Below are 23703 nucleotides of genomic sequence, written 5' to 3'. Positions count from 1 at the left end.
CAAAGCCGGGTGCCCCATGTCCCGCTTTTGGGACATGGGTTGAACCACCACAAAAGCACGTCATCTCGACCGAAGGCGAAGCCGCAGTGGAGAGACCCCTGTATTTCGCCGTTGTTGTTGCCGTTGCCTGTTCTAACACCCCACCAACCCGCGCAGAAGTAAACTAAACCCATGAACTTTCCCGCCACGCGTATGCGCCGCCTGCGCCGCACCGACGCCATCCGCTCGCTCGTCCGCGAGACCCACCTGCACCCCGGAGCCTTCATCTACCCGCTCTTCATCTGCCCCGGCGAAGGCGTCCGCAAAGAGATCAGCTCCATGCCCGGCTGCTTCAATCTCTCCATCGACGAGGCCGTCAAAGAAGCCGAAGCCTGCGCCGCGCTCGGCATCGGCGGCCTTCTCCTCTTCGGACTCCCCGCAGAAAAAGACGAGCAAGCCACGGGAGCCTGGGCCGCCGACGGCATCGTGCAGACCGCGCTCCGAGCCTTCAAATCCAACCGCAAACTAGACTCACTCGTGCAGATAGCCGACGTCTGCCTCTGCGAGTACACCTCGCACGGCCACTGCGGCATCGTCGCAAGAGACGGCGACCACTATGAGATCGAGAACGACTCCAGCGTAGCCCTCATCGCCAAAACCGCCGCCTCACTCGCCGCCGCCGGTGCCGACATCGTCGCCCCCAGCGACATGATGGACGGCCGCATCGCCGCCATCCGCGAAGCACTCGACGCCGACGGCCATCAGCAGACGCCCATCCTCAGCTACGCCTCCAAGTTCGCCTCCGCCTTCTACGGCCCCTTCCGCGAGGCAGCCGACTCCGCCCCCCAGTTCGGCGACCGCCGCAGCTACCAGATGGACGGAGCCAACCTGCGCGAGGCCATGCGCGAGATCGAGCTCGATATTGTCGAAGGCGCCGACATGCTGCTGATGAAGCCCGCCATGCCCTACCTCGACGTCATCCGCGAGGCACGCCAGCGCTTCGACCTGCCCATGGGCGCGTATCAGGTCTCAGGCGAGTTCTCCATGCTCCACGCGGCCTTCCAGCGCGGCTGGCTCGAACCCGAACGCGCCATGATGGAATCCCTCCTCTCCATCCGCCGCGCCGGAGCCGACTTCATCGTCACCTATTTCGCCAAAGACGCCGCGAAGCTGTTGGGCTGATCCATCCGGCAACTCATTGACTCAGCGGAAGTTTTGACGGGAGATCTAAAAAACTCCAGCAAAATCGCATGTCAAGCCCCTGCCATTCGGCCGAAACCGCATAACCAGCGCAGCTACAGCCATTTACCCGCAAAAAATATTGCCGCAAAAAACTGCAGGTGAGTTATGCTCCATTCTCTAGACTTAAAGCAGTAGACAAAGAACTCCCGGGCCCAGCATTTCGCTGGGCCTTGGTTTTTAACTCACTGATATTGCAATGGAGCACAATCCACGAAAGCGAGGCAATGCAACTATGTGCAACTTCACCTACAGCGATGCCGGGTTCGCTCTGACCAAACAATTCGAGGGCCTGCGCCTGACCGCCTATCAGGACCAGGTCGGCGTCTGGACCATCGGTTACGGCCACACCGGCGGCGAGGTCCACGGCGGCATGACCATCACCGAAGACCAGGCCGACACGCTGCTGCACAGCGACGTCGCCGCCGCAGTCACCTGTGTCAACCGCGCCGTCACCTCCAACATCGCCCAGAGCCAGTTCGACGCGCTGGTCGACTTCGTCTTCAACCTGGGCTGCGGCAGCCTGCTCAGCTCCACCCTGCTGCGCTACATCAACGCAGGCCAATTCGACCTCGCCGCCCCGCAGTTCCTCCTGTGGGACCACGCCGGCGGAGTCGTCGTCCCCGGCCTGCTCGCCCGCCGCCAGGCCGAGATGGCCCTCTTCCAGTCGACCACACCTTGAATCCGAATCGCCACAAAAGCACGTCATCTCGACCGAAGGCGAAGCCGCAGTGGAGAGACCCCTGTATTTGCCTTTAGCCTTGGCCCAGCCACAACCGCCCAGGAGAGTCCACCCACCCTCCAAGGCATCTAATCTCCGTGAGCCTCTAACCGCCCGCAGATTGCGATATTCGCCCGTGCAAGGCCGATTAACGGGCCATCGCAACCCTCGGAGGTAAGATAAAGTGTTTGGCAAAGCACAGGAAATGGAGCAAACCCTTGGCAGATACGATTTATGACCTTGTAGTGATTGGCGGCGGCCCCGCAGGCTATACCTGCGCCATCCGCGCCGGGCAGTATGGACTGAAGACCGCGCTGGTCGAGTCAACCGACAAGCTGGGCGGCACCTGCCTGCACGTCGGCTGCATCCCCACCAAGGCGATCCTCTTCGCCGCCGAGGTCTGGGACCACCTCAAGCACGCCGAGCAGTACGGCATCGACGGCGTCAGCGCCCCCAAGCTCAACTGGAAGAACGTGCTCGTCCGCAAGAACGAGATCATCGCCAAGCACACCAAGGGCCTCGACTTCCTGATGAAGAAGAACAAGGTCACCGTCGTCAACGGCTACGGCCGCCTCACCGGTCCCGCAAAAGAAGGCGTCTTCTCCGTCGAGGTCGACAAGGCTGGCAAAAAAGAGACCGTCAAGGCGAAGAAGGTCGTTCTCGCCACCGGCTCCGACGCGCGCATGTTGCCCGGCTACAAGGCCGACAACACCATCCTCACCAACATCGAGATGCTCTCCATCGACAAGCAGCCCAAGTCGCTGGTCGTCATCGGCTCGGGCGCAGTCGGCGTCGAGTTCGCCTCCATCTTCAAGAGCTTCGGCACCGAAGTCACCGTCATCGAGGCCTTGCCACGCATCGTCCCGGCTGAAGACGAAGACGTCAGCAAAGAGCTGCTTCGCCTCTTCAAGAAGCGGGGCATCGACGTCCACGTCTCCGCCAAGGTCGACAAGATCGAGAAGACCAAGGACGGCGTCAACGTCCACTTCACCAAGTCCGACGGCAAGGGCGAGATCAAGTCGGCAGAGAAGGTCCTCGTCGCCGTAGGCCGCGCCCCGCGCACCACCGACGTCGGCCTCGACAAGACCAAGATCACCCCCGACCGCGGCTTCATCATGACCAACGAGTGGATGGAGACCACCGAGCCCGGCGTCTACGCCATCGGCGACATCGTCGGCGGCCTGCCCCAGCTCGCGCACGTTGGCGCGATGGCCGGCCTCGTCGTCGCGGCCAAACTTGCAGGCAAATACGCCCGCGCCGTCAACCGTGGCCGCATCCCCGGCTGCACCTACTGCGACCCGCAGATCGGCAGCGTCGGCCTGACGGAAGCCAAGGCAAAGGAAGCGGGCTACCAGGTCAAGGTGGGCAAGTTCCCGTTTGTCGGCAACTCCAAGGCGACGATCCTCGACTCGCACGACGGCTTCGTCAAGGTCGTCTCCGACGCGAAGTACGGCGAGATCCTCGGCGTCCACATCATCGGCCCCAACGCCACCGAGCTGATCGCCGAGTGCGTCACCGCGCTAGAGCTCGAAGCCACGGTCGAAGAGATGATGTTCACCATCCACGCCCACCCCACGCTGTCGGAAAGCCTGCTCGACGCCTTCTCGAGCGTAGAGGGCATGGCCATCAACGTGTAATAGCTGTATTGCTATGAATGAAAGCCCGGTCAATACAGACCGGGCTTTTGCTTTTAAAAGCACAGGCTAACGACCAAACTACGTCATCTTGACCGGAGCGAAGCGCAGTGGAGAGACCCCTGTATTAGGCGTCATGTTGAGATACGATGACCCAATGAAATTGAGTCCCGCGGCTACTCTTCTTTTGGTATTGCTCTTCGCCGATTCTGGTGTTCGGAACAGTATGGCTCAACATATGAATGTCCCTGGAAACCCATGCCAGTCAATAGGTCCAAATTCATCAGAGACTCAGTGCTTCATAACAGCATCCCAGATCGCAGATAGAGATCTGAATTCGTTTTACGGAAAGCTCATAACCCACTTGGACCCAGAGAATCGGAAAAACCTGCAAGCGGCACAACGACTTTGGGTGCAGTTCCGTGATGCGAATTGCAGGGCAGAATACGATCTATATGGTGGTGCAAGTGCCGGACCGACCGTTCGTGCAGCCTGTATAGAAGCGGTTACCCGCCACCGTACGGCGGAACTAAAGATCATGTACGGCTGGACATTAGACAAGTAGGTTGTCCGGTTGAGAGGCGATATTGACATCATGATGCTTTCCTGAAAACATCATGATGTGCGAACCACCTTGACCATCGACGACGACGTAGCAACCCTCCTCGAAAAGGAGATACGCCGCACCGGCCAGCCCCTGAAGCAGACGGTGAATCAGCTCCTTCGCTCCGGGTTGCAACAGGCCGCCGCGCCGGTCAAGCCGCGCCCCTTTCGCGTCAAGCCCAAAAAGGTCGGATTGCCGCCTGAATGGACCTCCGGCAGCGTCGCCGAGCTGATCGAGATGCTCGAAGGGCCATCGCATCGATGATCGTTCTCGATGCCAACATCCTTCTCTACGCCTACGACGCCGACTCAGCTCAGCACCGTCCGGCACGCGCTTATCTGGAGAAGATCTTCTCTGCCTCCGATCCCGTCGGCCTTCCTCTTCAGAGCATCTCCGCCTTTCTCCGCATCATGACGCAGCCGGGCCTGCGAAGCGGCTGTTTCACCCTGCACGAAGCAGTCGAGACCGTGGAGGAATGGCTCAGTCTCCCGCAGGTCCGTCTGCTTACCCCCGGCGAGCGCCACTGGCCGATGTTTCAGCGAATGCTGCTGGAAGGCCACGCGTCGGGGCGGCTCGTGACCGACGCCCAGATCGCTGCGATTACCATGGAATATGGCGGCGAGCTGCAGACCAACGACCGCGACTTCGCCCGCTTTCCCGGTCTGCGCTGGCGCAATCCGCTTGTAAAGAACTGATGTACATCCACCTCCTCCATCTCGGCCGCATCCCCTACGCAGAAGGCCTCGCCATCCAGCAGCAGGTCGTCACCGCGCGCAAGCAGAACCTCATCGGCGACACCCTCCTCCTGCTCGAGCACCCACCCGTGCTCACCCTCGGCCGCAACTCCGTCCGCTCCAACGTCCTCGCCAGCGACGACTTCCTCGCCCAGCGCGGCATCGAGCTGCACGAGATCAATCGCGGCGGCGACGTCACCTACCACGGCCCCGGCCAGCTCGTCGGCTACCCCATCATCGACCTGCGCGGCGATCTCCCCGGAAAGAAGGGCCCACACCTCGGCCCCGTCGACTACGTCCGCCTGCTCGAAGAGGTCCTCATCCGCACCTGCGGCGACTTCGGCGTCATGGCGCAGCGCATCCCCAAACTCACCGGCGTCTGGACCATCCCCGGCGGCAGCATTCAGGAGAAAAAAGTCGCCGCCATCGGCGTCCACGTCTCGCAGGGAGTCACCTCGCACGGCTTCGCCCTCAACGTCACCACCGACCTCCGCGACTTCGACTGGATCGTCCCCTGCGGCATCACCGACCGCGCCGTCACCAGCCTCGAACTCGAGACCGACACGCCCCCCACCATGGAGCAGGCCATCCACTCCGCCGCCCGCAACTTCGGCCGCATCTTCGAGCGGCAAATCCTCTGGAGCGAATCGCTCGAAGAACTGCTTCACCCAGCCGACCCGGCCACGCGCGAAGCAGTTTAAGAACTGCTGTTGCCGTTGCAAGCACTCCCCGGAAATCCTCACGATGCACAGCCCCGCGCACCCTTACCCTGTGGTGACTGTGACCAAGACCCTCCTCCTTACCCTCTGCATGATGTTCGCGTTCAGCGCTCTCAACGCACAAACCCCCACCTGGCAGCCCACGCCGGGCCATACGCAGATTCCGATCTGGCCGGGGGCGGCTCCCGATCCGCAGCTAACCAAGGGACCGGAGACCATGGAAGCGGTCACAAAGGAGCTGGTCGCGGGCAAACCATGGGTCGCCGTGGAAAACGTCACGCGGCCCACGATGACCGTCTACTCGCCAACAGGAAAAAATACGGGCGCGGCAGTCGTCGTCTTTCCCGGTGGCGGCTATCAGATTCTGGCTATCGACCTTGAAGGCACAGAGGTCTGTGACTGGCTCACCGCCAAAGGAATTACCTGCGTCTTGCTCAAGTACCGCGTGACAGATGTTGGACCGTACCCGAAATCCGGACCGTATCCGGAGTCGCCCATGGCGCTTGAAGACGCGCAGAGAACGCTAGGGCTGGTGCGCTTTCACGCCGCCGAGTGGCACATCGATCCGCACAAGATCGGCGTGCTTGGATTTTCAGCGGGCGGCCATCTGGTGGCAGCGATCAGCACCCACTACGCGAAGCGTTTATACCCCGCGGTCGATGCCGCCGACAAAGAAAGCTGCCGCCCGGACTTCGCCGTGCCTGTCTATCCGGGGCATCTGTCGCTTTCCGCCGCCGAATGGGATGCCAGGCAAGGCACCAAAAAGTTTGCGGTTCCTCATCCAGCGAACGCCGATAAGGATCTTTCGCTGAACCCCGAAATTCCTGTCACCAGCCAGACGCCGCCTACGTTCCTGCTCCAGAACGAGGACGACAACGTGGACAACGTCAACGACTCGCTGAGCTACTACATCGCGCTGAAGAACGCCAAAGTCCCCGTCGAGATGCACCTCTACGCCCACGGCGGCCACGCCTTCGGCCTGCGCCGCACCAAGCTTCCGGCGACGCGATGGCCCGAGCTGGTGGAGACATGGCTCGGCACCATCGGGATGATCCCGGAGTAGCGTTTTATCTGTATCGAACGGCACGAGTTTTGCCCGATGAAAATCTCTTAAAAATAACCGTGCTTTATAAGCGCGGTGACCGCCGATTATCGGCTAAACATGCCAGTTTTCAATGCGCAGTCTTATAATCCAAGGTGCGCAGCAATATAACCAGCACCCGGTAACACCATAAGGAACCTTCATGCCGACTGACGTAGTTATGCCCCAGATGGGCGAATCCATCACCGAAGGCACCATCACCAAGTGGCTCAAGAAGCCCGGCGACACCGTCCAGCGCGACGAGCCGCTCTTCGAAATTTCGACCGACAAGGTCGACGCCGAGATCCCCTCGCCCGTAGCCGGCACCCTCTCCGAGATCAAGGTCACCGAAGGCGCGACCGTCGGCATCAACACCGTCGTCGCCACCATCGCCGAAGGCGGTAACGGAGCCGCCGCCGCTGCTCCTGCTGCAAAATCCGAGCCAGCCGCCGCCGCTCCTGCCGCTGCAGCCACACCGGCTCCCGCTGCTGAAGCTCCAGCCGCCGCAGGCCCCGGCACCGAAGTTCTGATGCCGCAGATGGGCGAGTCCATCACCGAAGGCACCATCACCAAGTGGCTCAAGAAGGTCGGCGACACCGTCCAGCGCGACGAGCCCATCTTCGAAATCTCCACCGACAAGGTCGATGCAGAGATCCCCTCGCCCGTAGCCGGAACTCTCACCGAGATCAAGATCGGCGAAGGCAAGACCGTCGGCATCAACACCGTGGTCGCCGTCATCGGCGGCGCAGCCGGTAAGGCCGCCGCAGCACCCGCAGCCTCTGCTCCAGCGCCTGCCGCAGCAGCCCCCGCCGCACCGGCACCGGCTGCAGCCGCAGCATCGCCCTCTGTCTCGACCGAAGGCGTCCGCTCCTCGCCGCTCGTCCGCAAGATCGCCAAAGACAACAACCTCGATCTCACCCAGGTCTCCGGCACCGGCTCCTCGGGCCGCATCACCAAGACCGACATCCTCGGCCACCTCGAAGGCGGCGCCAAGCCTGCACCGGCAGCCGCCGCACCGGCAGCAGCCTCCAAGCCCGCACCGGCAGTCGCGCAGCCGCAGCCCGGCGAGCTCGTCCCCATGTCGAAGATGCGCTCCATCATCGCGCAGCGCATGGTCGAATCCAAGCGCACCAGCCCGCACGTCCACACGGTGTTCAAGGTCGATATGACCCGCATCGTCAAGCTGCGCGAAAAAGAGAAGTCGAAGTACGAGCAGCGTAACGGCGTCAAGCTGACCTACATGCCCTTCATCACCCGCGCCGCGATCGTGGCCCTGCGCAAGCACCCCATCGTCAACGCGGCCATCGAAGGCGACGCCGTCCGCTACAACAAGAACATCAACATCGGCATCGCCGTCGCGCTCGACTGGGGCCTCATCGTCCCCGTCCTCAAGCAGACCGAAGAGAAGAACTTCCTCGGCATCGCGCGCGGCATCGTCGATGTAGCCGAGCGCGCCCGCGGCAAGAAGCTCGCCCCCGACGAGATCTCCGGCGGCACCTTCACGCTCACCAACTCCGGCATCTTCGGCGAGCAGTTCGGCACCCCGATCATCAACCAGCCGCAGAGCGCCATCCTCGGCATCGGCGGCCTCAACAAAGAAGCCGAAGTGCTCACCGACAAGGACGGCAACGACGTCATCGCCATCCGCTCGATCCAGCGCTTCACCCTGGGCTTCGACCACCGCATCGTCGACGGAGCCGACGCCGGCAAATTCATGTCCGACTTCAAGGCCTACCTCGAAAACTGGAACGAAGACATCGGGTAGTTACTCAACTTCATGGCTAAGAAATACGGCATCCGAAAGGATGCCGTTTTGCTGATGTAAAGGAACGGCAACATGGACTTTATAGAGAACCCGGAAAAGGTAATTGGTGCTAAAGCTCGCAGCCACCAAACTCAATGGGCCGCACAATTCGCCGTAGCGAGTGAGCTGTGCAAGCGTGGCTATGAAGTCGCTTTTACCTCGGGACATACGACGCCAGTAGCGGATCTCATGGTGGTGAGTCCGATTAAGAAAGAGATGTTTTTAGTTGACGTCAAGGGACTTTATCGAAAAAATCCATGGCTCATAAAGCGAAAGCTTCCACGCGCGAATCTCTTCTATATTCTTGCCTACGTGCCTACGGGCGAGCCGAACCAGTTCTTCGTTATGACGCAACCAGATGCAACGAAGCTCATCGAAAGTGAACTAAATCGCTTGAAACGAGCCGATAACTACCCGGTAACCGGATTTCTCTGGGCGTTAGCTTTCCCACATCAAAATGCCTGGGACGTGCTGCCGCAATAATTCAAACAGACTCGTCTGAAATCCTATCGCTTATGCAGATCAGGCAGCATATTCTACTTCGCTTTAGCGCCAATCAGCCGAAAGGTGCGAGTTACCGCCGCAATCGCAGCCTGATAGTCCGGGCCGGAGAGCTTCGGCGCGTCTCCATACTTCTTCATAATCTCGGCCTGCTCCTGCATGTAGCGTGTGGCAGTCTCATTTGCCTCTGTCTTCGACATCGTTATCCTCCCTGCTTCTTTGGCTGCGGATTCATCAGCTCCGGCTGCGGAAACACCTGCTCCACAATGTACTCCGCAAACCACGCCAGCCAGAAACGCTGCTTCAGCTTCTTATCCTTCAGATGCCTCTCAAACGTCGGATCGATGCGCACGGCGTTCTGAATCACCGACACCACATCTCCGGGCCGAACCTTTTCCCCTGCGGGAATGCAGGTCTGCGCATAGGCCAGCGCCTTCTGCGCCATCTCCGTATACTTCGCCGCGTTCTGACTGTAGAGCTTGTCGAACTGCTTGCCAGTCAATCGATGTAACTTCTCGGTATCTAAGCTCATAGGTTAGAGATAGCGCAATAACAGAACAAAACCATACAACGCGGTCAGAACCAGCAACACGAAAAACCACGTGACTGCCGTGGTATAGACAGAAGGAGAAGGCTGTAACAGCCATATCAGGCAAAGACCTGCTTCCGCAAGCGATAGGCCGAAGGGTACCAGACCGATCTTGCCGGCTAACTCATACCGCTCAATCGTCTCGTCGTCGGTCGTCTCCGGCGGAAAGCTTCCCGCCTGCGCGAAGACAAAGCCTGCGACAACCAGCAACAATCCCGCCAGCCCCACCGATGCGCCCAGCAGCGCCAGCATCACGTCCTTTGCATACTCCGGCATGCGCGAATTATTACACCGCAACGCAGACTCTATCGAAACAAACGTAAGACGCGATCCTCACGAATTACTGATTCGCTACAGCAGCGCCTTCGCCTTCAGCACCAGCTCCACAGCCTCTTCCGCAGTCTTGCCCACGGCAGACAGGTGCCCCATCTTCCGCCCCTTGCGCGGCTTGTGCTTCTCATACAGATGCAGCCTCACCCCCGGCACCGCCAGCGCTGCATCAAAGTGCGGCTCACGCGCCGAGCCATCCGCGTTCAGCCATACCTCGCCCAGCAGATTCGCAATCGCGGCAGGCTGCACAATCTCCACCTCGCCCAGCGGAAGATCGCACACCGCACGTACCAGTTGCTCGAACTGGCTGGTCACGCACGCCCGCTCACTCGCGTGATAGCTATTATGCGGTCGCGGAGCCAGCTCGTTCACAAGCAGCTTGCCGTCCTTCGTACAGAACATCTCCACCGCCAGCACGCCCTCCAGCTCAAACGCATCGGCAATCGCCTCGGCCAGCCTTCGCGCCTCGGCCTCCATCGCCGCAGGCACCGGAGCAGGCATCGCGCTCCACGCCAGAATCTGGTCTTCGTGGTGATTCCACGCCGTCGGAAAAACCTTAACCTCGCCGTTGGGAGCACGCGCCACCATCACCGAGATCTCGCGTTCCAGCTCAATCGCCTTCTCCGCCACGCCCGGCCCTTCGCCCAGCGCGGCCCACGCGCCGCGCACCTCGTCTTCAAACGAAGCACCGGCGTTGAAGCCAACCTTGCCCTGACCGCGCCCATCGTAGCCGCCGGTCGCGCTCTTGCAGAAACATCTGCCGCCCAGCTCGCTGATCGCCTTACGCAGATCGTCGACCGACCGCACCGCGCGATACTCGCCGATAGGAAATCCCTTCTCCCGCAGCCAGTCCTTCTGCCGAATCCTGTCCTGAATAATGGCTAGCATCGCGCCGCCCGGACGCACCGGCGCAAACTTCGCCGCCGCCTCCATGCTCGCTGGCGCGATCTGTTCAATCTCGAGCGTCACCACATCGCATCCACGCGCTAGATTCGCGGCCTCACGTGCATCATCCCACCCAGCCTCGATGCAGCTATCGACCACAAACCGCGCCGGACAAGCCGGGTCCGGATCGAGCACCGTAATGCGATACCCCATCGCCCGCGCCGCCATCGCCGTCATGCGGCCAAGCTGCCCACCGCCGAAGATGCCAATCGTCGCGCCGGGAAGAATCGGCTGCGCCGCCTGTAGTTTTTTCTGCGACTCAGCCAAGCTCACGCGCCCGCCTCATCTTCGCCAACCACCTGCGCCAACACCTCGTCGCGCCGCGACGCGCGCCACTCCACCAGCTTCACACGCAGCGCCGGATCGGTCGTTGCAAGCATCGCCACGGCCAGCAGGCCCGCGTTCGCCGCACCCGCCGCACCAATCGCCAACGTGGCTACAGGAATCCCCTTCGGCATCTGCACAATACTTAACAGCGAATCCTGCCCCTGCAGCGCCGTCGCCGCAATCGGCACGCCCAGCACCGGAACCACGGTCTTCGCCGCCAGCATTCCCGGCAGATGCGCCGCGCCGCCCGCGCCCGCGATGATGGCGCGCAAGCCGCGTCCCACCGCCGCATCGGCGTACTCAAACAGCAGATCGGGCGTGCGGTGCGCCGAAACCACGCGCACCTCGTGCGGCACGCCAAACTCCTTCAGCATCTCGACAGCACTCTTCATCACCGCATAATCATTGCGGCTTCCCATCACAACTCCAACCAATGGCTCGGCACTCATAGACCTCGATTATACGTTTTGCCACGCTTTACCCCGCAAAAGCGCGTTCTCCCGGCCGCAGCACATCTCCCTCAGCGGCGAAAATAATCCACCACAACCTGCGCGACCGTCACCAGCCCACCCGCAGCCGTAAACAACCCCCGCATCCGCTGCACGCTGCGCTCGTGCCGCTCCACACGCTCCTCCAGTTGCGTCAGCCTCCCCGGCTGACCGATCCCCATGACCTGCTGCATCTGACTCTTCAAAACGCTAAGGTCAGCCAAAACCTGTGCTTCAAACTCCGTCATCACCCACCCCCTTTATGATCCGACCGGCAGATCCGTAAACACCGCACTCGAAAAACGCGAATACACTGGCGGCGTCGAGCCGTCGTACATCCGCACGTAGTACCGCTCGATTTGCGCCTCACGCGGAATCGAAAAATTCCGCACCGGACTGCGCAGCACCAAATCCTGGTCCACACTCGGACCAAAATCCCAGTCGCGCCGCCGCACCTCGAAGCCACCACCCGCAGGCGCAGCCACGCCAGCGTCAATCTGAAGCGCCGTTCCCGTCGCACTCACCACCTGCAACTGCTGCAGATTCTGAAGTACGTTGCCAGCAGCGGTAAGCGCCGTCTGCGGCAAAAAGGCATCGGCAGCAATCGCCTCCGACAGCTTCACTCCCAGCCCCTCGGCCCAGTCATTCGCAAACGCGATGCGATAGGTCATCACTTCAGGCCACGCTGCGCCATCGACGATCTCCACGCGCCGCGCAATCACGCTCATGGTCGTGCCCCCACTCGTGATCGCCAGCACATCTCCCGGCCAAACGTCTGCAGGATTCACCGCGATGTAAGTCCCCGACACCGCCGCAGCCCTGCTGGTCGAAAAACTGAGCACAGCCAGCGCCGCATTTTCGCAATCTGCAGAGCTGCGCGCCGCAGGCGAGACCGCCTTGCCCAGCCACTGCGCCGTCCCCGGCATGTTGCCCGCTGCCTCGGCGGCCACACTCGCCGCGTTCTCCAGCCGAGCCACCGCCCGCTGCTCGCCGCGATACAGAACAGTTACAAGTTCTCCAGTCACAGGAACACGCCCCGCCAAAAATGTAACCTTTCCGGTAGCAGATACCGTACAGTCAACGCCCTCACCCGCCTTGCCGATCAGCCGGGTAAACTTCGTTCCATTAGCCAGCGTGCTCACCACCCAGGCCGAGCCCGTCTGCGTCAACCGGCAGTAACCCATCGACCCAAACAACTGCACGCTATTCACCGCGACAAAGCTGCAGCTCCCCGCCGAGCTCGCCACCGCGCCGTCATACAGTATCGTCGCCGGTGTATTCGAGGCCGCACCCAGATCCTGCGCCTCAAACACAATACTCATCGGTGCTGCCACTGAGCCACCGCCGAAGCTCTGCACCACGCCATCGACCATCGCGTAGAAGCTCTGCATCACGCGCTGCGCCTCGACACAATGTAGCCGTATGCGAAGCGTATACGTGTGGCCGCTCAACAGAGTCAGCGGCGTTCCAACCTCCGCTCCATTCACAAACGGAACCGTCAGCGTCGCGCCACCGCTCTGACGCACGTTGTATCCCGCAAAGCAGTTCGCGCTTTCGACAGTGCCCGAGTACAACCCGCACACGATGCCGGTGCTGCCAGCCGTCAGTTGCAGACTGCCCGCCTCGATCACCAGCGTCCCGCCCAGCTCCACAGCGTCAATCGCGGTCAACGTCGTCTGCCCATCGAAGCCGTTGCCGCCCATCAGCGACAGCCCCGCCGCGCCGAAGCCAAGGTGCGCCCCCGGATCGGTCACCTGCCACACTCGCGTATTGAACGCGCCTTCGTTGAAGCTGTCCGTCAACAGGTTCGAAGAGTTGGCTGTCTTCTTCGGTCGAAACGGCGTCTGCGAAAGTTGAAACACCGTCGTCGTTCCGTCCCCCGCAAACGTCTCGCTGATATAAGCCGCAGGCTCCATCTCGCCGCTCAGCGTCACGTCGTTGGCCAGCTCTTTCACCGAGGTTGTCTTCAACGCGGCGATCTGCAACGTGCCGTCGCCATCGCTCAACGCGTGTGTCACCGCACCCGCGGGTTGCATCGAGACCGCACCATTCACCACGCGATACGCCGCATAGGTAGCGCTGGCAAGCGAGCCCGCATTCTCAGACCACGTCGCCGCCTGCGCCGGCTCAAACACGCCAACGTTGCGGCCGCTCTGAACGCCTGTCGTTGTGAACAACGCTCCATCTACGCGATTCGTCAGCGTCGTCAGCAACGTACCGCCAGGCTGCGCATACCCGGCTCCGCTCAGCACCGCCGACTGTTTGTCCAGCAGCCACTCATCGCTCACCGCGCTGAACGCATAGCGATACACCGCGCCGGTCGTGGCCACGCCTGCGTAGACGCGCTCCGGCTCGGTCGCAACATAACCCGTAAACAAAACCGTTCCCGCATCCGACGTCACCACCACACGCCCGCGCCGCGCAGGCACAGCCAGCGTGCTTGCGCTGATATCCAACATCCCGCCGCACACCGAAGGAGCATTCAACGTGCGCTCAATCTTCAGCGCGCCGTCGGCGGCTACAGCATTGCTGTAGTCCACCGCGCCCGCGCCATCCAGGTTGTCGATCGTGATCTTCACTGCGCCTCCTCCTGCGTCACAGTCGCTGTCAGCGGAGCCAGCCCGCGCATCTGCCGCACTTCGTCGATCGTCAGCACGCCCGCCTTCAGCAGCGTCGTCTGTATCTGCACCTCTTCCGTCTCGTCCCTGCTCTCCAGATCGTTGAAGCAGAACTCGAACTCGCGCCATCCCAGCTTCTTCGCAAACAGATCGCGCGTGATGTGCTCGGCCAACAACTTAGCCACAGGCACAATCGCGCTCTGAAACGCCTCGTCGGCCATCTCGCCCGCGGTCGAGCGGTTCACATCGCTCTGCAATCCAAGCAGCATCGGCGGCAGCTCAAACGCATTCGCAATCAGGCGAATCAGCATCTCCTGCCACGCCAGCCGCAGATCGGCATCGGTGCCGCCGGCGAAGCGCAGCACCTCGGGCTTCTGCTCGCAGCTCAACAACGGCACGCGACCCGTGCCTTCAATCTCATCCTGCCACCAGCGAATCAGGCGGTCATGCTGCTCGGGCGTCGCCTCGTTCAGCCACAGCGCATACTGCACCACGGAGTTCGAAGCCAGTCGCCCCGCATAACGGTTCGCGCTCAAAAACTGGTTCACCGTCTCGAACGCAACCTCCAGCCGCCCCAGCCCAAACGGCGTATGCGTGCGTGGATTGAGCCGCAGATACATCAGCTCATCGTCGAGCAGCGGAATCAAACTCTCGCGCCCCATCTGTCCCATAGACTGGCCAGTAGCCTGCGCATAGCGCGGCTTCGCCGGATCGCCATCCCACCTGCTGTCGATCTGAATCGTCGCGCCATCGACCGCCCAAAGATGAAACGGCCGCGCCGCATCGCCGGTCGCCTCCATCTCCACCGCGCCAAAGCCGCCGACGATCAGGTCTTCGAGCACCTGCTCCCACAACACACGAAAGCTGTCCGCAGCATTCGGCTCTTCGAGACACAGCCGCAGCGCATTCATCCGCGCCGTCGCATCGGCAACTTCGGTAGCGTCGTAGCCGCGACGCACGCGCACCTGCCAGTCCATGCTGGCGATCTTGTCCTTCACCACGTTGATGGCCCGCCGCACCACCGGCGTCTCCGCAAACTTGCGCAGGTTCGCCGGAGTCGGCTTGGGCAGCGCGTTCTGCGCGTTGCGGCCAACCACGTTGTACGGGCTCAATATCGAAGGCAGCATCGTCGTCTTGCGCTCTCCCACCGCCGCATCCGCTGCTGCTTCAACGCCCGTCACCTTCTCCCACACATCCTTCACCATCGAACGAACTCCCATGCCTCACCTCTCTCTTTTCGTCTGCGTTAAAAAGAAAAAGGCACAGCCCACGGGCCATGCCTCAAAATCAAAATCTGCGCTTGTCTACAAAATCAACTAACTTCTAAACTCTCAACTCCGCCCGAGCCATCTCCGCCACACGCGCGAGGTCTGCGATCGTCACCACTTGAATCTCCTGCTGTTCCATCGCATCGACGCCAAACCGATACCGCTCCATCGCCTCATCTTCTGCATCAGAGACAGCCCGCGGCGACTCCACCACCGCCGTCAACTCCAGCCGCGCACTCTCCACGCGCAGCACGCCCTCGCGCAGTCGCGGAGCAGAATAAGCCAAACCCTTCGCTGCCTCCACATCACCCTCAAGCGACACGGCCTGGAACATTCGGATCATTCCATCCGCTCCATCTGCCCTGTAACCGCAGTCGATCTTCATCGGATCGCCCGCTCGCGTGTACAGCGAAGCCGCAATCCGCTTGCGCATCATGCCCCACACGCCCGCCTGCTCAAACTCGCTGCGCATCGCGCCTGCGATGACGGCACGCCCACTTCTCTGTCGCGCCAGCTTCACCTTCAGCGGCTCGACATACATGCGCATCAACTGCTCCAACTCCGCCGGAATACTCTCGGCCAGCGAGGCCCGCGCCTCCGAGATCTGCACGGAGTTAGACAGCGTGTCCTGCAACAGTGCCAGCACCGGCTTCGGATCGGTCGCGCTCATCCGCAGCCGCTCAGCAATCTCGCCTTCGAGCGACTCCAGTAAACCAATGTCGGCGTCCGCATCCATGCACCGAACCCGGCTCCAGTCCCGCGTAAAACGCACCACCGCGTTCTCGGTCTTTGCGCCGTCGGCAGCGTTGCCCGCCTCGCGCAGCAGAACACCGATGTTGGTAAACTCGCCCTTCACCACATCCGGCACATACCGAACCAGGAAGAACTCGCACGGCAAACGTTCCTTCAAAACAGCCTCCCCTACATCACAAACTTACTCGCTACACCCGCCGCAGCAAACTGTGTCGGCACCACAATTCTCTTTCCCGTATCCCACATTGGGAACGGGTCTCGATCTGAATCACGAAACAACGCGATCAACTCACGCACCCGCGACCGCCGCGTGAGCATCTGCTCCATCAGGCGTTCGATCACCGCAGTATCGCCGCCATACCACTCCGGCGGAACCGCCTCTGCGATCTCCCACAGCACGCCTGCGTCCATGTTCTCGATGCGGCTCAGCCACGGCTCAAAACTCTTCCATCCCGTCACCCGCGCATATACGTTGTTGCGCTGATAGACGCCGCGTAGCGGCAGGTCAGGAAATGTCCATTCGCCCGCGTTGAAGCAGAAGCCCTGATCAATAAATGTGGCGCGATATCTGCGCTCGCGCGGCTTGCGTTCAAACACTGCCTGCCGCCCGTTGCAGTTGCCGGTCCACTTATCGATGCACAACATGCCGGCAAACTCCGCGATATTTTTCACCTCGTCCAACTGCTGCTCGGGCAGATAGTCCACCACCTGCCCCGGCATCAGACCACCGACAAACTGCGAACCGAATTGCAACCCTGCTACAAAACGCTCGCGTCCGCGCCTCAGCTCCATCTGCATATCGAGCGCGTTCTGAACGAGCCATTCCGATACTTCAACTACATCGCTCGGCGGCACGGTCAATCCAATTGCAGCGGCCAGGCGAGTCGCGATCAGCTCATTCGCCAACACGCGCAGGTGCTGCGGATTGTTCTGAAACTTCACCACCCACAGCTTGCCGTCGGCCCCCAGCATCAACTGGCTCTGCGCCCCGCCCCGCATCCTTCGAATCGCCTGCACCGCCAGAACTGCCAAGCCGTAATACCTCTCGAACAGAATACAGCGCGTGTCCTGCCGGACGGGCCTCCTGCGCGGAGGGCGGTCACTTCGTGACCTGTATACGCCTTCGGGTGGCCCTCCCGTTGGTCGGGATCAAATATTGTTGCCGACCAGCGGAAGGCCCCCAGCCATCAATATCACCACAACAAGGTACACACGTCACGAAGTGACCGCCCTCCGCGCAGGAGGCCCGTCCGGCAGGACATCATCTTTATCTCTTCTTCACCATCATCTCCGCTCGTACCGCCTGTGCAATCGCCATGGCCATCACGCAATCGTCATGCGCTCCGCTGACCGCGCCAGTCCTGCCGCCCTCCATCGCCACGAACGTCCTGCACTCGCCCAGCAGACGCCGACTGGCAAACAGCTTCGGCGACTCCACCAACAGCGCACCCATGTGGCTGATGATCTCCGGCTTACTGACCGACGTGGTCAACCAGCCCGGCTGACCTGCCTGCGAGTAGATGTTCGCATAGTGCTCCACCGTGTCCAGATAGGCCAGCAACGCCGAGCCGTGGTTGTTGCGTTCGACCACGATCACCGCGTTGTTGTACTTCCGCGCCAGCTCCGCGGCCTGCTTTGCCAGATCCACAGGCCGCAGCCGCTGTTGCAGCTCCGCGCACTGCATCCCCGTCTCCAGATCGATCACCTGAGCCACAGCAAAGTCGCCGTCTGCTCCGCCGCCTGCCGTATCCACAGCCACCAGATACTTCTTGCCCGGCAGCGGCACCAGCCATTGCTGTAAAGCGCCATTGCGCTGCACATCGACGGGATCGCCTAACTCGGCCAGTCTCCTCTCTACTGCTTCAACTTCAAAGCAGCAGTCGCCCGTGGCCTTGAAGCAGGTCTCGGCGTCTTCGGCAAACTCCTGCACGCGCAGTCCGCGATAGCTTGTCTCGAGGCTGCGGCGAAAGCCGATCTGCCCCGGTGTCAGCCCATGCATCGTTACCATCGCAACTTCTTCGTCAGTAAAATCTGTAACCGGAGAAGATACATATGCATCTTCCATCCACCAGGGAAAGAAGTGGCGGACTACACCGTTGCCGCCATCGTCATCGGGGATGGCCTGCCCCCACTCCTCGTAGAAGCAGCCGTAGGCGCCATTTGGCGTCGACTCCATCACCAGCTCGCCGCCTGGAGCGAGCGCCGCCCGCATCCCCGCCAGTGTCTCTCCCGCGTTGCCGGGCCACCGACTCAGCTCGCTGCAATGCAGGTTCTGCATGGTCAGTCCGCGGCCCGCGCCGGTGTCGCCAGCGCTGATCACGCGAAACTCGCTGTCGAGTTCGGTGAAACGCATCTGTCCGGAGTTTGCCCGGTTGCGCCGCAGCGGCCCTTCGCGCAGCTTCTCGGGCAGACACTCCCAGAAACGCTGGGCCATGCGAAAGATGCTCTCAGCCGCCTCCTTTGTATGCGCCACCTGCACCGTCATCACACCGCGAGCTGTAATCGTCTTCAGAAAAAACCGCGCAGCGATCCACGTGCTGATGCCCATCTGCCGCGCCTTCAACACGATGTTGCGCTGCCCGCGTCTCTCTTCAAACTGCCTCTGCACTTTGTTTGCGATCAGCGGCTGCTCGATGCCTTCGCGGTCGCGCACCTTTAACAGCTCCTTTGCAACATCAAAGATCGCTGTACTCTGATCATTCATTGCTCTGCCGTATTCCAACAGGTCCTCTACACTCCACGATTCTTCGCTCATCTGCCTTTCCCCACATCGCTTCACCCTTGAATAAAAAATGCGGCTTCGCCCTCAACCCAGAGACGAAGCCGCGCTTCGTGTCGATCCAACGTGCTTCTAGTTGTTGCTCACCTTCAACCAACTGCATCCTGCCGTGGTGCGGTTCAACACCACCGAGCGCAGCACCAGCGTGGCTCCGTTGGCGATCGTAATCGGCATCGACGACCCATCGATCAGCTCACCCGCTGCCGGAGCCACCGTCACCGTGTTCGCTCCGCTCATTTGAACGTTCTTGATCGAGCGGTTGATGCCGGTGAAGTAGCTGCAGTCCGGCAGCGTGACCGCGACGTTCTGCGTCGCCGGATTGACCGGTAGATACAGATCGGAGTCGACCGAGGTGTAGGTCGCAGCCGTCACCGTAGGGCTGGTCGTCTGCGCCTTGAGTGCGGTGAGCAGGTTGATGGCCCGCGTCTCCGCCGGAGCGACGATGTTCTGTTGCGCCGTCTGCGTCAGGTGGGTCTGATCCGCCTGATAGTAGGTGGAGTTTCCGTATGCTCCTACTGCTCCCAGCCGCGTGTCCGAGGCTAGGTCGAGCACAAGATCGCATCCCGTATCCTGTGTCGTCATCAGCGCATCGAGGTTAAGCATGTCGGGGTCATGATTGACGCGGCTGATCATGTCCGACACGATCGTCTGGAAACCGACCGCCTTCGCCTTTCTGCAATATGAGCGAATGCCGTCGAGTGCCTGTTGTGCGGTTCGTCCATGCGTGCTCAGGTCGTTCGTTCCTGCCCACAGCCGAATGACGTTCCTGCCCGCGTTGTGCCGATAGAGCGGAGCCTCCCGCGCATCGAACAGCTCGAACAGGTCATCGGTGTCGGAGTTGCCCAGCCCATAGTTCACTACATCGAACGTGTCCGTCGGCGTAATGAACTGGCTCGAAGGAGTCACACCTTCGCCGTTGGTCAACGAATCGCCAACGGAGATGTAGAGGTCCTTGATCGTAGGGCTGGGAACAGTGTTGTAAGCGACGCCGCGGCTCTTGACGATCTGCGTTACCGCAGCGGTCTCCTGCTGTATCTGCGCCGGTGTCTTCTCGTCGGAGAACGCTTCGAAGTAATAGAAGTTTCCTCCAAAGTAAGTTGGATAGCCGCTGTTCATTCCGCACACTTGGAAGTCCGCCGTAGCAAGACCCGCGGACGCCGAGCGGTTGGAGATATACGTTGTTGGTGCTCCGTCAATGTAGAACACGTTGGGATCGGTGGTGCTGTTGGTCCCCAGCGTCAGGGCAAAGGTGTGTGTGCCCTGTAGGGTGTCGTTCGATTGGTCAGCGTAGGTTCCTGCGCTGCCAACAGCCGGATGGCTGCCATAGTAATTGCTGCCGCCGAAGACGACACTCAGGTTCGGTACACCGAACGGTGTGACAAACTGCGCTCCAGCCGGGCTGGCCGCGTTCAACTGCGGAGTCAGCGTCGATGACCAGACAAAGGTTCGTGCAGACTTTGTGCCGGTTGCGCCGAAGTATTGGCTCGTCCCGTTGCAGGCGATGCCTTGCGCGGTCCATGTCGGGTTCGCCGTGCCGCCGGGCAACGTGGCGTTGTTGCTGTTGCCGCTTGTGTCCTGTGGCGCGCCGCTGCCATCGGTCAGCGCATAACGCGCCAGCAGATTGGTCGAGAGCTGCCCCGCCGAGCCGATGCTGGTTCCGCTCACCGTGGCCCAGGTTCCGTCTTCGCGCAGATAGCGCGTCGTGCCTGCGGTTGCGCCGGGATCGGGCACTGCGCCGGGTGCGTGGCTGCTGCCGGAGCCGCCGAAGACCGGCAACTGCGTTGCGCTGATCGCTCCGTTCAACGTGGTTGCGTTGATCGTGGTTGCGTTGATGGTCCCTGCCGTAAATGCCTGCGGCGTAAATCCGTAGGCGGTTCCGCGCAGTTTCAAGGTCAGCGTGCTGGTGGTCGGCTGAAAGTTGATCGTGTCCACACTTGTCTGGCTGTCCAGCTCGAACAGGTCATAAGCTGAGTTCCACTTTCCGCAGCCGTGCGAGTTGCAGTGGATCGCAAAGACGCTGCGCTCGCCCGCCTGTGCATCCATCGCCGTCTGCCACACGCCCGAGGACATATAGGCCGCATAAGGCGCGGTGTGCGTTCCGCCGTTGCCCAGGTAGTTTGAGCCGGGAACAGCGTTGTCGATATACCAGCCCGAGAGCCCAGGCCCCGCGCTGCCGGAAAATGTAATTCCCGCCGTCTGCGTGAGCGATGGCCGTGGCGTCGTCTGGCCGATGTACATCATGTCGCCCGAGACCTTTTGCTGATAGTAGTGCGGCTCTTCGACGGGATCGTTTGCCGCCCATGGCACGGTGTTCGGAGCCAGCGTCAGCTCGCCATCGATGGTTTTGGTCGCCGTGTCGAACGTGCTCAGAACCTCGGCCATCGGGTAAAGCGCGTAGCCGCCCGTCAACGTGGCGACGGTGCCTCCGGTGCTTGTGCTGTTAGCGCCGGTGTTCGCGTAGGTCAACGTATTGGCGGCAGTCGTTGTTACGACGTAGCTTCCGTTGTAGCTTGCATCGGCCACGCCCGAGATGGTCAGCGTCAGGCCGCTGACGTCGACCGGAAGATTTCCCGCCGTCGTCACCGTGACCACATTGTTGTTGCGCGCAATCGAGGCAATCGTCGCATTCACGCTGAGGAAGCCGCTGGTCTGTCCGCTGACGCCTACAATTGCGGTCAGGCCACCGGCGTAGTAGAGCGCTGTCGGTGAGTAGGAGCCGATGACCGGAAAGACCTGGCGGATGCCGTTGACCGTATCCACTGTTTGCTCGAGGCCATAGCCGCACAGGCCGCCGATCGCAATCGTTGCCCCTGCGCGGTGCACCTTCAGCAACGTCATCTGCAGATGGGTTCCATCGACGACGGTGTAGTTCACCATCTCGTAGTTATGCGGATTGCTGCTGTTCGGCTGGTCGGTCACGCAGGCGACGCCGCTCTGGGCCGGAGCTGCCGCCGTGTTGGTCGCAAAGCCCGAAGGCACGCCGGTCGTTGCCAGCGCCACGGACACCGTTCCCGGAGCAACGTTGTTTGCCTGCGAGGTGATGACCTGCGCAGTCTCGAAGAACACGCTGATGGGAAAGTTCGTTCCGCTGAAGCTGGCCGCGGCGCCCGGCGTTCCAGCCACCGTTCCGGTTCCGCCGGTCAACGATCCTGTCGTGATGATATCGGCGGGGCTCTTGTCGATCAGATACCTGCCCTCGCCCTGCGTGCCCGGCGCAGAGGTTGCCGCAACCATTACCGCTGTCGAGCCTGTCGTACACCCGGAGCTGCATGTGCCCTGAAAGACCCGCGTGTCCTCCTGGATCTGAAGGTCCATCGGATGCGCGCCCTCATCGGCCTCGTCGCGAAATCCTCCCGACGAGAACATGTACTGCGATCCCATCAGGCAGTCGCCTACGCCGAAGCAGTTGATCTGCTTGGGTGCAAGCACATGCTGGCCCATGGTGTTGTAGGTGCCCTGGATGCTGAACGCGTTGTAATTGCTCTTGAAGTACGGTGTGCTTTCAATGGTTGCCGGATACAGGTTCGATCCGCCTGCCAGCCCTTTATGGATGATCGACATGCCCATAAAGTTCGGCTCCTCCGCACCCGACCTCTGAAAGACGCTGGCCGCGCTTCGTGTCGATTCGACATCGAGCACGTCGCCTGCGTCGAGCCCGCTGCCCAGCGCGTCGACCGGATTGAAGTAGGAGTCATGCAGGCCGCTGCCTCTGCGGTCCTCCACGTGCGTGCCGTTAGTGTTGGTGCTGTTCCAGGTCGAAGGCGTGTAGCCCTCGGTGGAGTTGTAGCTTGGATCGACCTTGATATCGCAGCCGGTGGTGCAGTCCGGGCTGGTGAGCGCATTGGCGATGCCGTTGTTGCCCAGGCCGTTGACGTATTGGCTGGCGTACATCAAGCCGTTCATACGGTTGACGGCAAGGCTGGTGCCGGTGGGCTGGGTCACGATCTGCGATCCCGCAGGCGATAGCGAGACCTTCTGCCCCAGTCCGGCTGCGACGCCCGCGACGCTGGTGTCGACGTACTGCTTGTCGGACGCCTGCAACGCGGTCACGGGATCTCCCGAGAGCTGCAGCGCTCCCGTCATGGTATCGCCCGCCTTGAGCACATAGGGATTGGTGGCGTCGAGCGGATGCCCCGCCACCGCCGTCGCAATTGCCGTGTCGACATAGGCCTTGCTGACCGTCTGCATGGCCACCGAGGTGGGTAGCACCGTGTTCTTGATGGTGCTGACCTGCACCGGCGTCGTGCTCGCCGGAACCACCCAGAACTCGCGGCTCATGGTTCCGTCATCGAGGTGATAGACCGCCGTGTAATAGCTTCCCATGGGCGTTGCGCCTGCGTTCGGCACCAGCGCAATCGTCATGGTACCTCCGCTGGCGATCACGGCAGAGGAGCTTCCGCTCGGCACCGACTGACCCAGCGCGGTGGTAAACGCCTGCCAGCTCACCAGCACTGTGCCGGTCGCAGTCGTTCCATCCGCGCGGTAAACCGTATCTGTAACCGTTGTGGTGGCAATTTGTGCCATCGCACATGCGGTCGTTATTGCCAGCAGCATTCCTACCAGCCATCCTCTTAGCTTCCAGCTCATTCC

Annotated in this window: 22 protein-coding genes; 10 read left to right on the top strand and 12 right to left on the bottom strand. The window is 61.4% G+C overall.

Going from position 1 to position 23703, the window contains the following annotated elements:
• The first annotated feature begins 171 nt into the window (after nucleotides 1-171).
• The 10 genes from hemB to IEW09_RS02380 all read left to right on the top strand — a co-directional run bounded on the left by hemB (nucleotide 172) and on the right by IEW09_RS02380 (nucleotide 8998).
• Nucleotides 172-1161, top strand: coding sequence for a porphobilinogen synthase (gene hemB / locus IEW09_RS02425; RefSeq protein WP_188552546.1), 990 nt, complete (start codon nucleotides 172-174; stop codon nucleotides 1159-1161).
• A 292-nt stretch (nucleotides 1162-1453) separates the two neighbouring features.
• Nucleotides 1454-1900 (top strand): lysozyme, encoded by a 447-nt coding sequence (locus IEW09_RS02420; protein ID WP_188552545.1) that lies wholly within the window; start codon nucleotides 1454-1456, stop codon nucleotides 1898-1900.
• Between the two features lie 257 nt (nucleotides 1901-2157).
• Entirely contained in the window at nucleotides 2158-3576 is a 1419-nt protein-coding gene (gene lpdA / locus IEW09_RS02415) for a dihydrolipoyl dehydrogenase (protein ID WP_188552544.1), read from the top strand.
• 133 nt (nucleotides 3577-3709) lie between these two features.
• Entirely contained in the window at nucleotides 3710-4138 is a 429-nt protein-coding gene (locus IEW09_RS18850; RefSeq protein WP_373282785.1) for a lysozyme inhibitor LprI family protein, read from the top strand.
• Between the two features lie 57 nt (nucleotides 4139-4195).
• Nucleotides 4196-4441 carry a hypothetical protein gene (locus tag IEW09_RS02405; RefSeq protein ID WP_188552542.1) on the top strand — a complete coding sequence of 82 codons (246 nt, stop codon included), beginning with the start codon at nucleotides 4196-4198 and terminating at the stop codon, nucleotides 4439-4441.
• Nucleotides 4438-4872: a type II toxin-antitoxin system VapC family toxin gene (locus IEW09_RS02400; RefSeq protein ID WP_188552541.1), complete on the top strand. Its 435-nt coding sequence runs from the start codon at nucleotides 4438-4440 to the stop codon at nucleotides 4870-4872. Before IEW09_RS02405 ends, IEW09_RS02400 begins: the two co-directional genes overlap by 4 nt.
• Entirely contained in the window at nucleotides 4872-5612 is a 741-nt protein-coding gene (gene lipB, locus IEW09_RS02395; RefSeq protein WP_229739032.1) for a lipoyl(octanoyl) transferase LipB, read from the top strand. Before IEW09_RS02400 ends, lipB begins: the two co-directional genes overlap by 1 nt.
• A gap of 79 nt (nucleotides 5613-5691) precedes the next feature.
• Nucleotides 5692-6693, top strand: coding sequence for an alpha/beta hydrolase (locus IEW09_RS02390; RefSeq protein WP_229739031.1), 1002 nt, complete (start codon nucleotides 5692-5694; stop codon nucleotides 6691-6693).
• A 181-nt stretch (nucleotides 6694-6874) separates the two neighbouring features.
• The gene (sucB, locus tag IEW09_RS02385; protein WP_188552540.1) at nucleotides 6875-8476 is read left to right on the top strand and encodes a 2-oxoglutarate dehydrogenase, E2 component, dihydrolipoamide succinyltransferase; all 1602 of its coding nucleotides are present in this window, start codon (nucleotides 6875-6877) and stop codon (nucleotides 8474-8476) included.
• Nucleotides 8477-8548: 72 nt separating this feature from the next.
• Nucleotides 8549-8998: a hypothetical protein gene (locus IEW09_RS02380; RefSeq protein ID WP_188552539.1), complete on the top strand. Its 450-nt coding sequence runs from the start codon at nucleotides 8549-8551 to the stop codon at nucleotides 8996-8998.
• A gap of 53 nt (nucleotides 8999-9051) precedes the next feature.
• Here IEW09_RS02380 and IEW09_RS02375 read toward each other — a convergent pair whose 3' ends face one another.
• The 12 genes from IEW09_RS02375 to IEW09_RS02320 all read right to left on the bottom strand — a co-directional run bounded on the left by IEW09_RS02375 (nucleotide 9052) and on the right by IEW09_RS02320 (nucleotide 23700).
• Nucleotides 9052-9216, bottom strand: coding sequence for a hypothetical protein (locus tag IEW09_RS02375; RefSeq protein WP_188552538.1), 165 nt, complete (start codon nucleotides 9214-9216; stop codon nucleotides 9052-9054).
• 2 nt (nucleotides 9217-9218) lie between these two features.
• A complete protein-coding gene (locus IEW09_RS02370) occupies nucleotides 9219-9548 on the bottom strand; it encodes a hypothetical protein (protein ID WP_188552537.1) in 330 nt (109 codons plus the stop codon).
• Nucleotides 9549-9551: 3 nt separating this feature from the next.
• Nucleotides 9552-9881, bottom strand: coding sequence for a hypothetical protein (locus tag IEW09_RS02365; protein ID WP_188552536.1), 330 nt, complete (start codon nucleotides 9879-9881; stop codon nucleotides 9552-9554).
• A gap of 75 nt (nucleotides 9882-9956) precedes the next feature.
• Nucleotides 9957-11153 (bottom strand): 5-(carboxyamino)imidazole ribonucleotide synthase, encoded by a 1197-nt coding sequence (gene purK / locus IEW09_RS02360; RefSeq protein WP_263369036.1) that lies wholly within the window; start codon nucleotides 11151-11153, stop codon nucleotides 9957-9959.
• On the bottom strand, nucleotides 11150-11656 hold the full coding sequence (gene purE / locus IEW09_RS02355; RefSeq protein WP_188552535.1) for a 5-(carboxyamino)imidazole ribonucleotide mutase: 507 nt from the start codon (nucleotides 11654-11656) through the stop codon (nucleotides 11150-11152). The genes purK and purE overlap by 4 nt, the downstream gene beginning before the upstream one ends.
• 71 nt (nucleotides 11657-11727) lie before the next feature.
• Nucleotides 11728-11943 carry a hypothetical protein gene (locus tag IEW09_RS02350; protein WP_188552534.1) on the bottom strand — a complete coding sequence of 72 codons (216 nt, stop codon included), beginning with the start codon at nucleotides 11941-11943 and terminating at the stop codon, nucleotides 11728-11730.
• Between the two features lie 12 nt (nucleotides 11944-11955).
• The gene (locus tag IEW09_RS02345; protein ID WP_188552533.1) at nucleotides 11956-14274 is read right to left on the bottom strand and encodes a hypothetical protein; all 2319 of its coding nucleotides are present in this window, start codon (nucleotides 14272-14274) and stop codon (nucleotides 11956-11958) included.
• Nucleotides 14271-15533 (bottom strand): phage portal protein, encoded by a 1263-nt coding sequence (locus IEW09_RS02340; protein WP_188552532.1) that lies wholly within the window; start codon nucleotides 15531-15533, stop codon nucleotides 14271-14273. Before IEW09_RS02340 ends, IEW09_RS02345 begins: the two co-directional genes overlap by 4 nt.
• Nucleotides 15534-15636: 103 nt before the next feature.
• On the bottom strand, nucleotides 15637-16491 hold the full coding sequence (locus IEW09_RS02335; RefSeq protein ID WP_188552531.1) for a DUF3037 domain-containing protein: 855 nt from the start codon (nucleotides 16489-16491) through the stop codon (nucleotides 15637-15639).
• A gap of 11 nt (nucleotides 16492-16502) precedes the next feature.
• Nucleotides 16503-17366 carry a HipA family kinase gene (locus IEW09_RS02330; protein WP_188552530.1) on the bottom strand — a complete coding sequence of 288 codons (864 nt, stop codon included), beginning with the start codon at nucleotides 17364-17366 and terminating at the stop codon, nucleotides 16503-16505.
• Between the two features lie 235 nt (nucleotides 17367-17601).
• Complete coding sequence (locus IEW09_RS02325; protein WP_188552529.1) at nucleotides 17602-19089, bottom strand: phage terminase large subunit family protein; 1488 nt, start codon at nucleotides 19087-19089, stop codon at nucleotides 17602-17604.
• Nucleotides 19090-19185: 96 nt separating this feature from the next.
• The gene (locus IEW09_RS02320; protein ID WP_188552528.1) at nucleotides 19186-23700 is read right to left on the bottom strand and encodes a hypothetical protein; all 4515 of its coding nucleotides are present in this window, start codon (nucleotides 23698-23700) and stop codon (nucleotides 19186-19188) included.
• Nucleotides 23701-23703: the final 3 nt, after the last annotated feature.

It is taken from the genome of Edaphobacter dinghuensis (genome assembly GCF_014640335.1).
GTDB lineage: Bacteria > Acidobacteriota > Terriglobia > Terriglobales > Acidobacteriaceae > Edaphobacter > Edaphobacter dinghuensis.
This window is presented reverse-complemented; position numbering and strand designations above follow the sequence as displayed.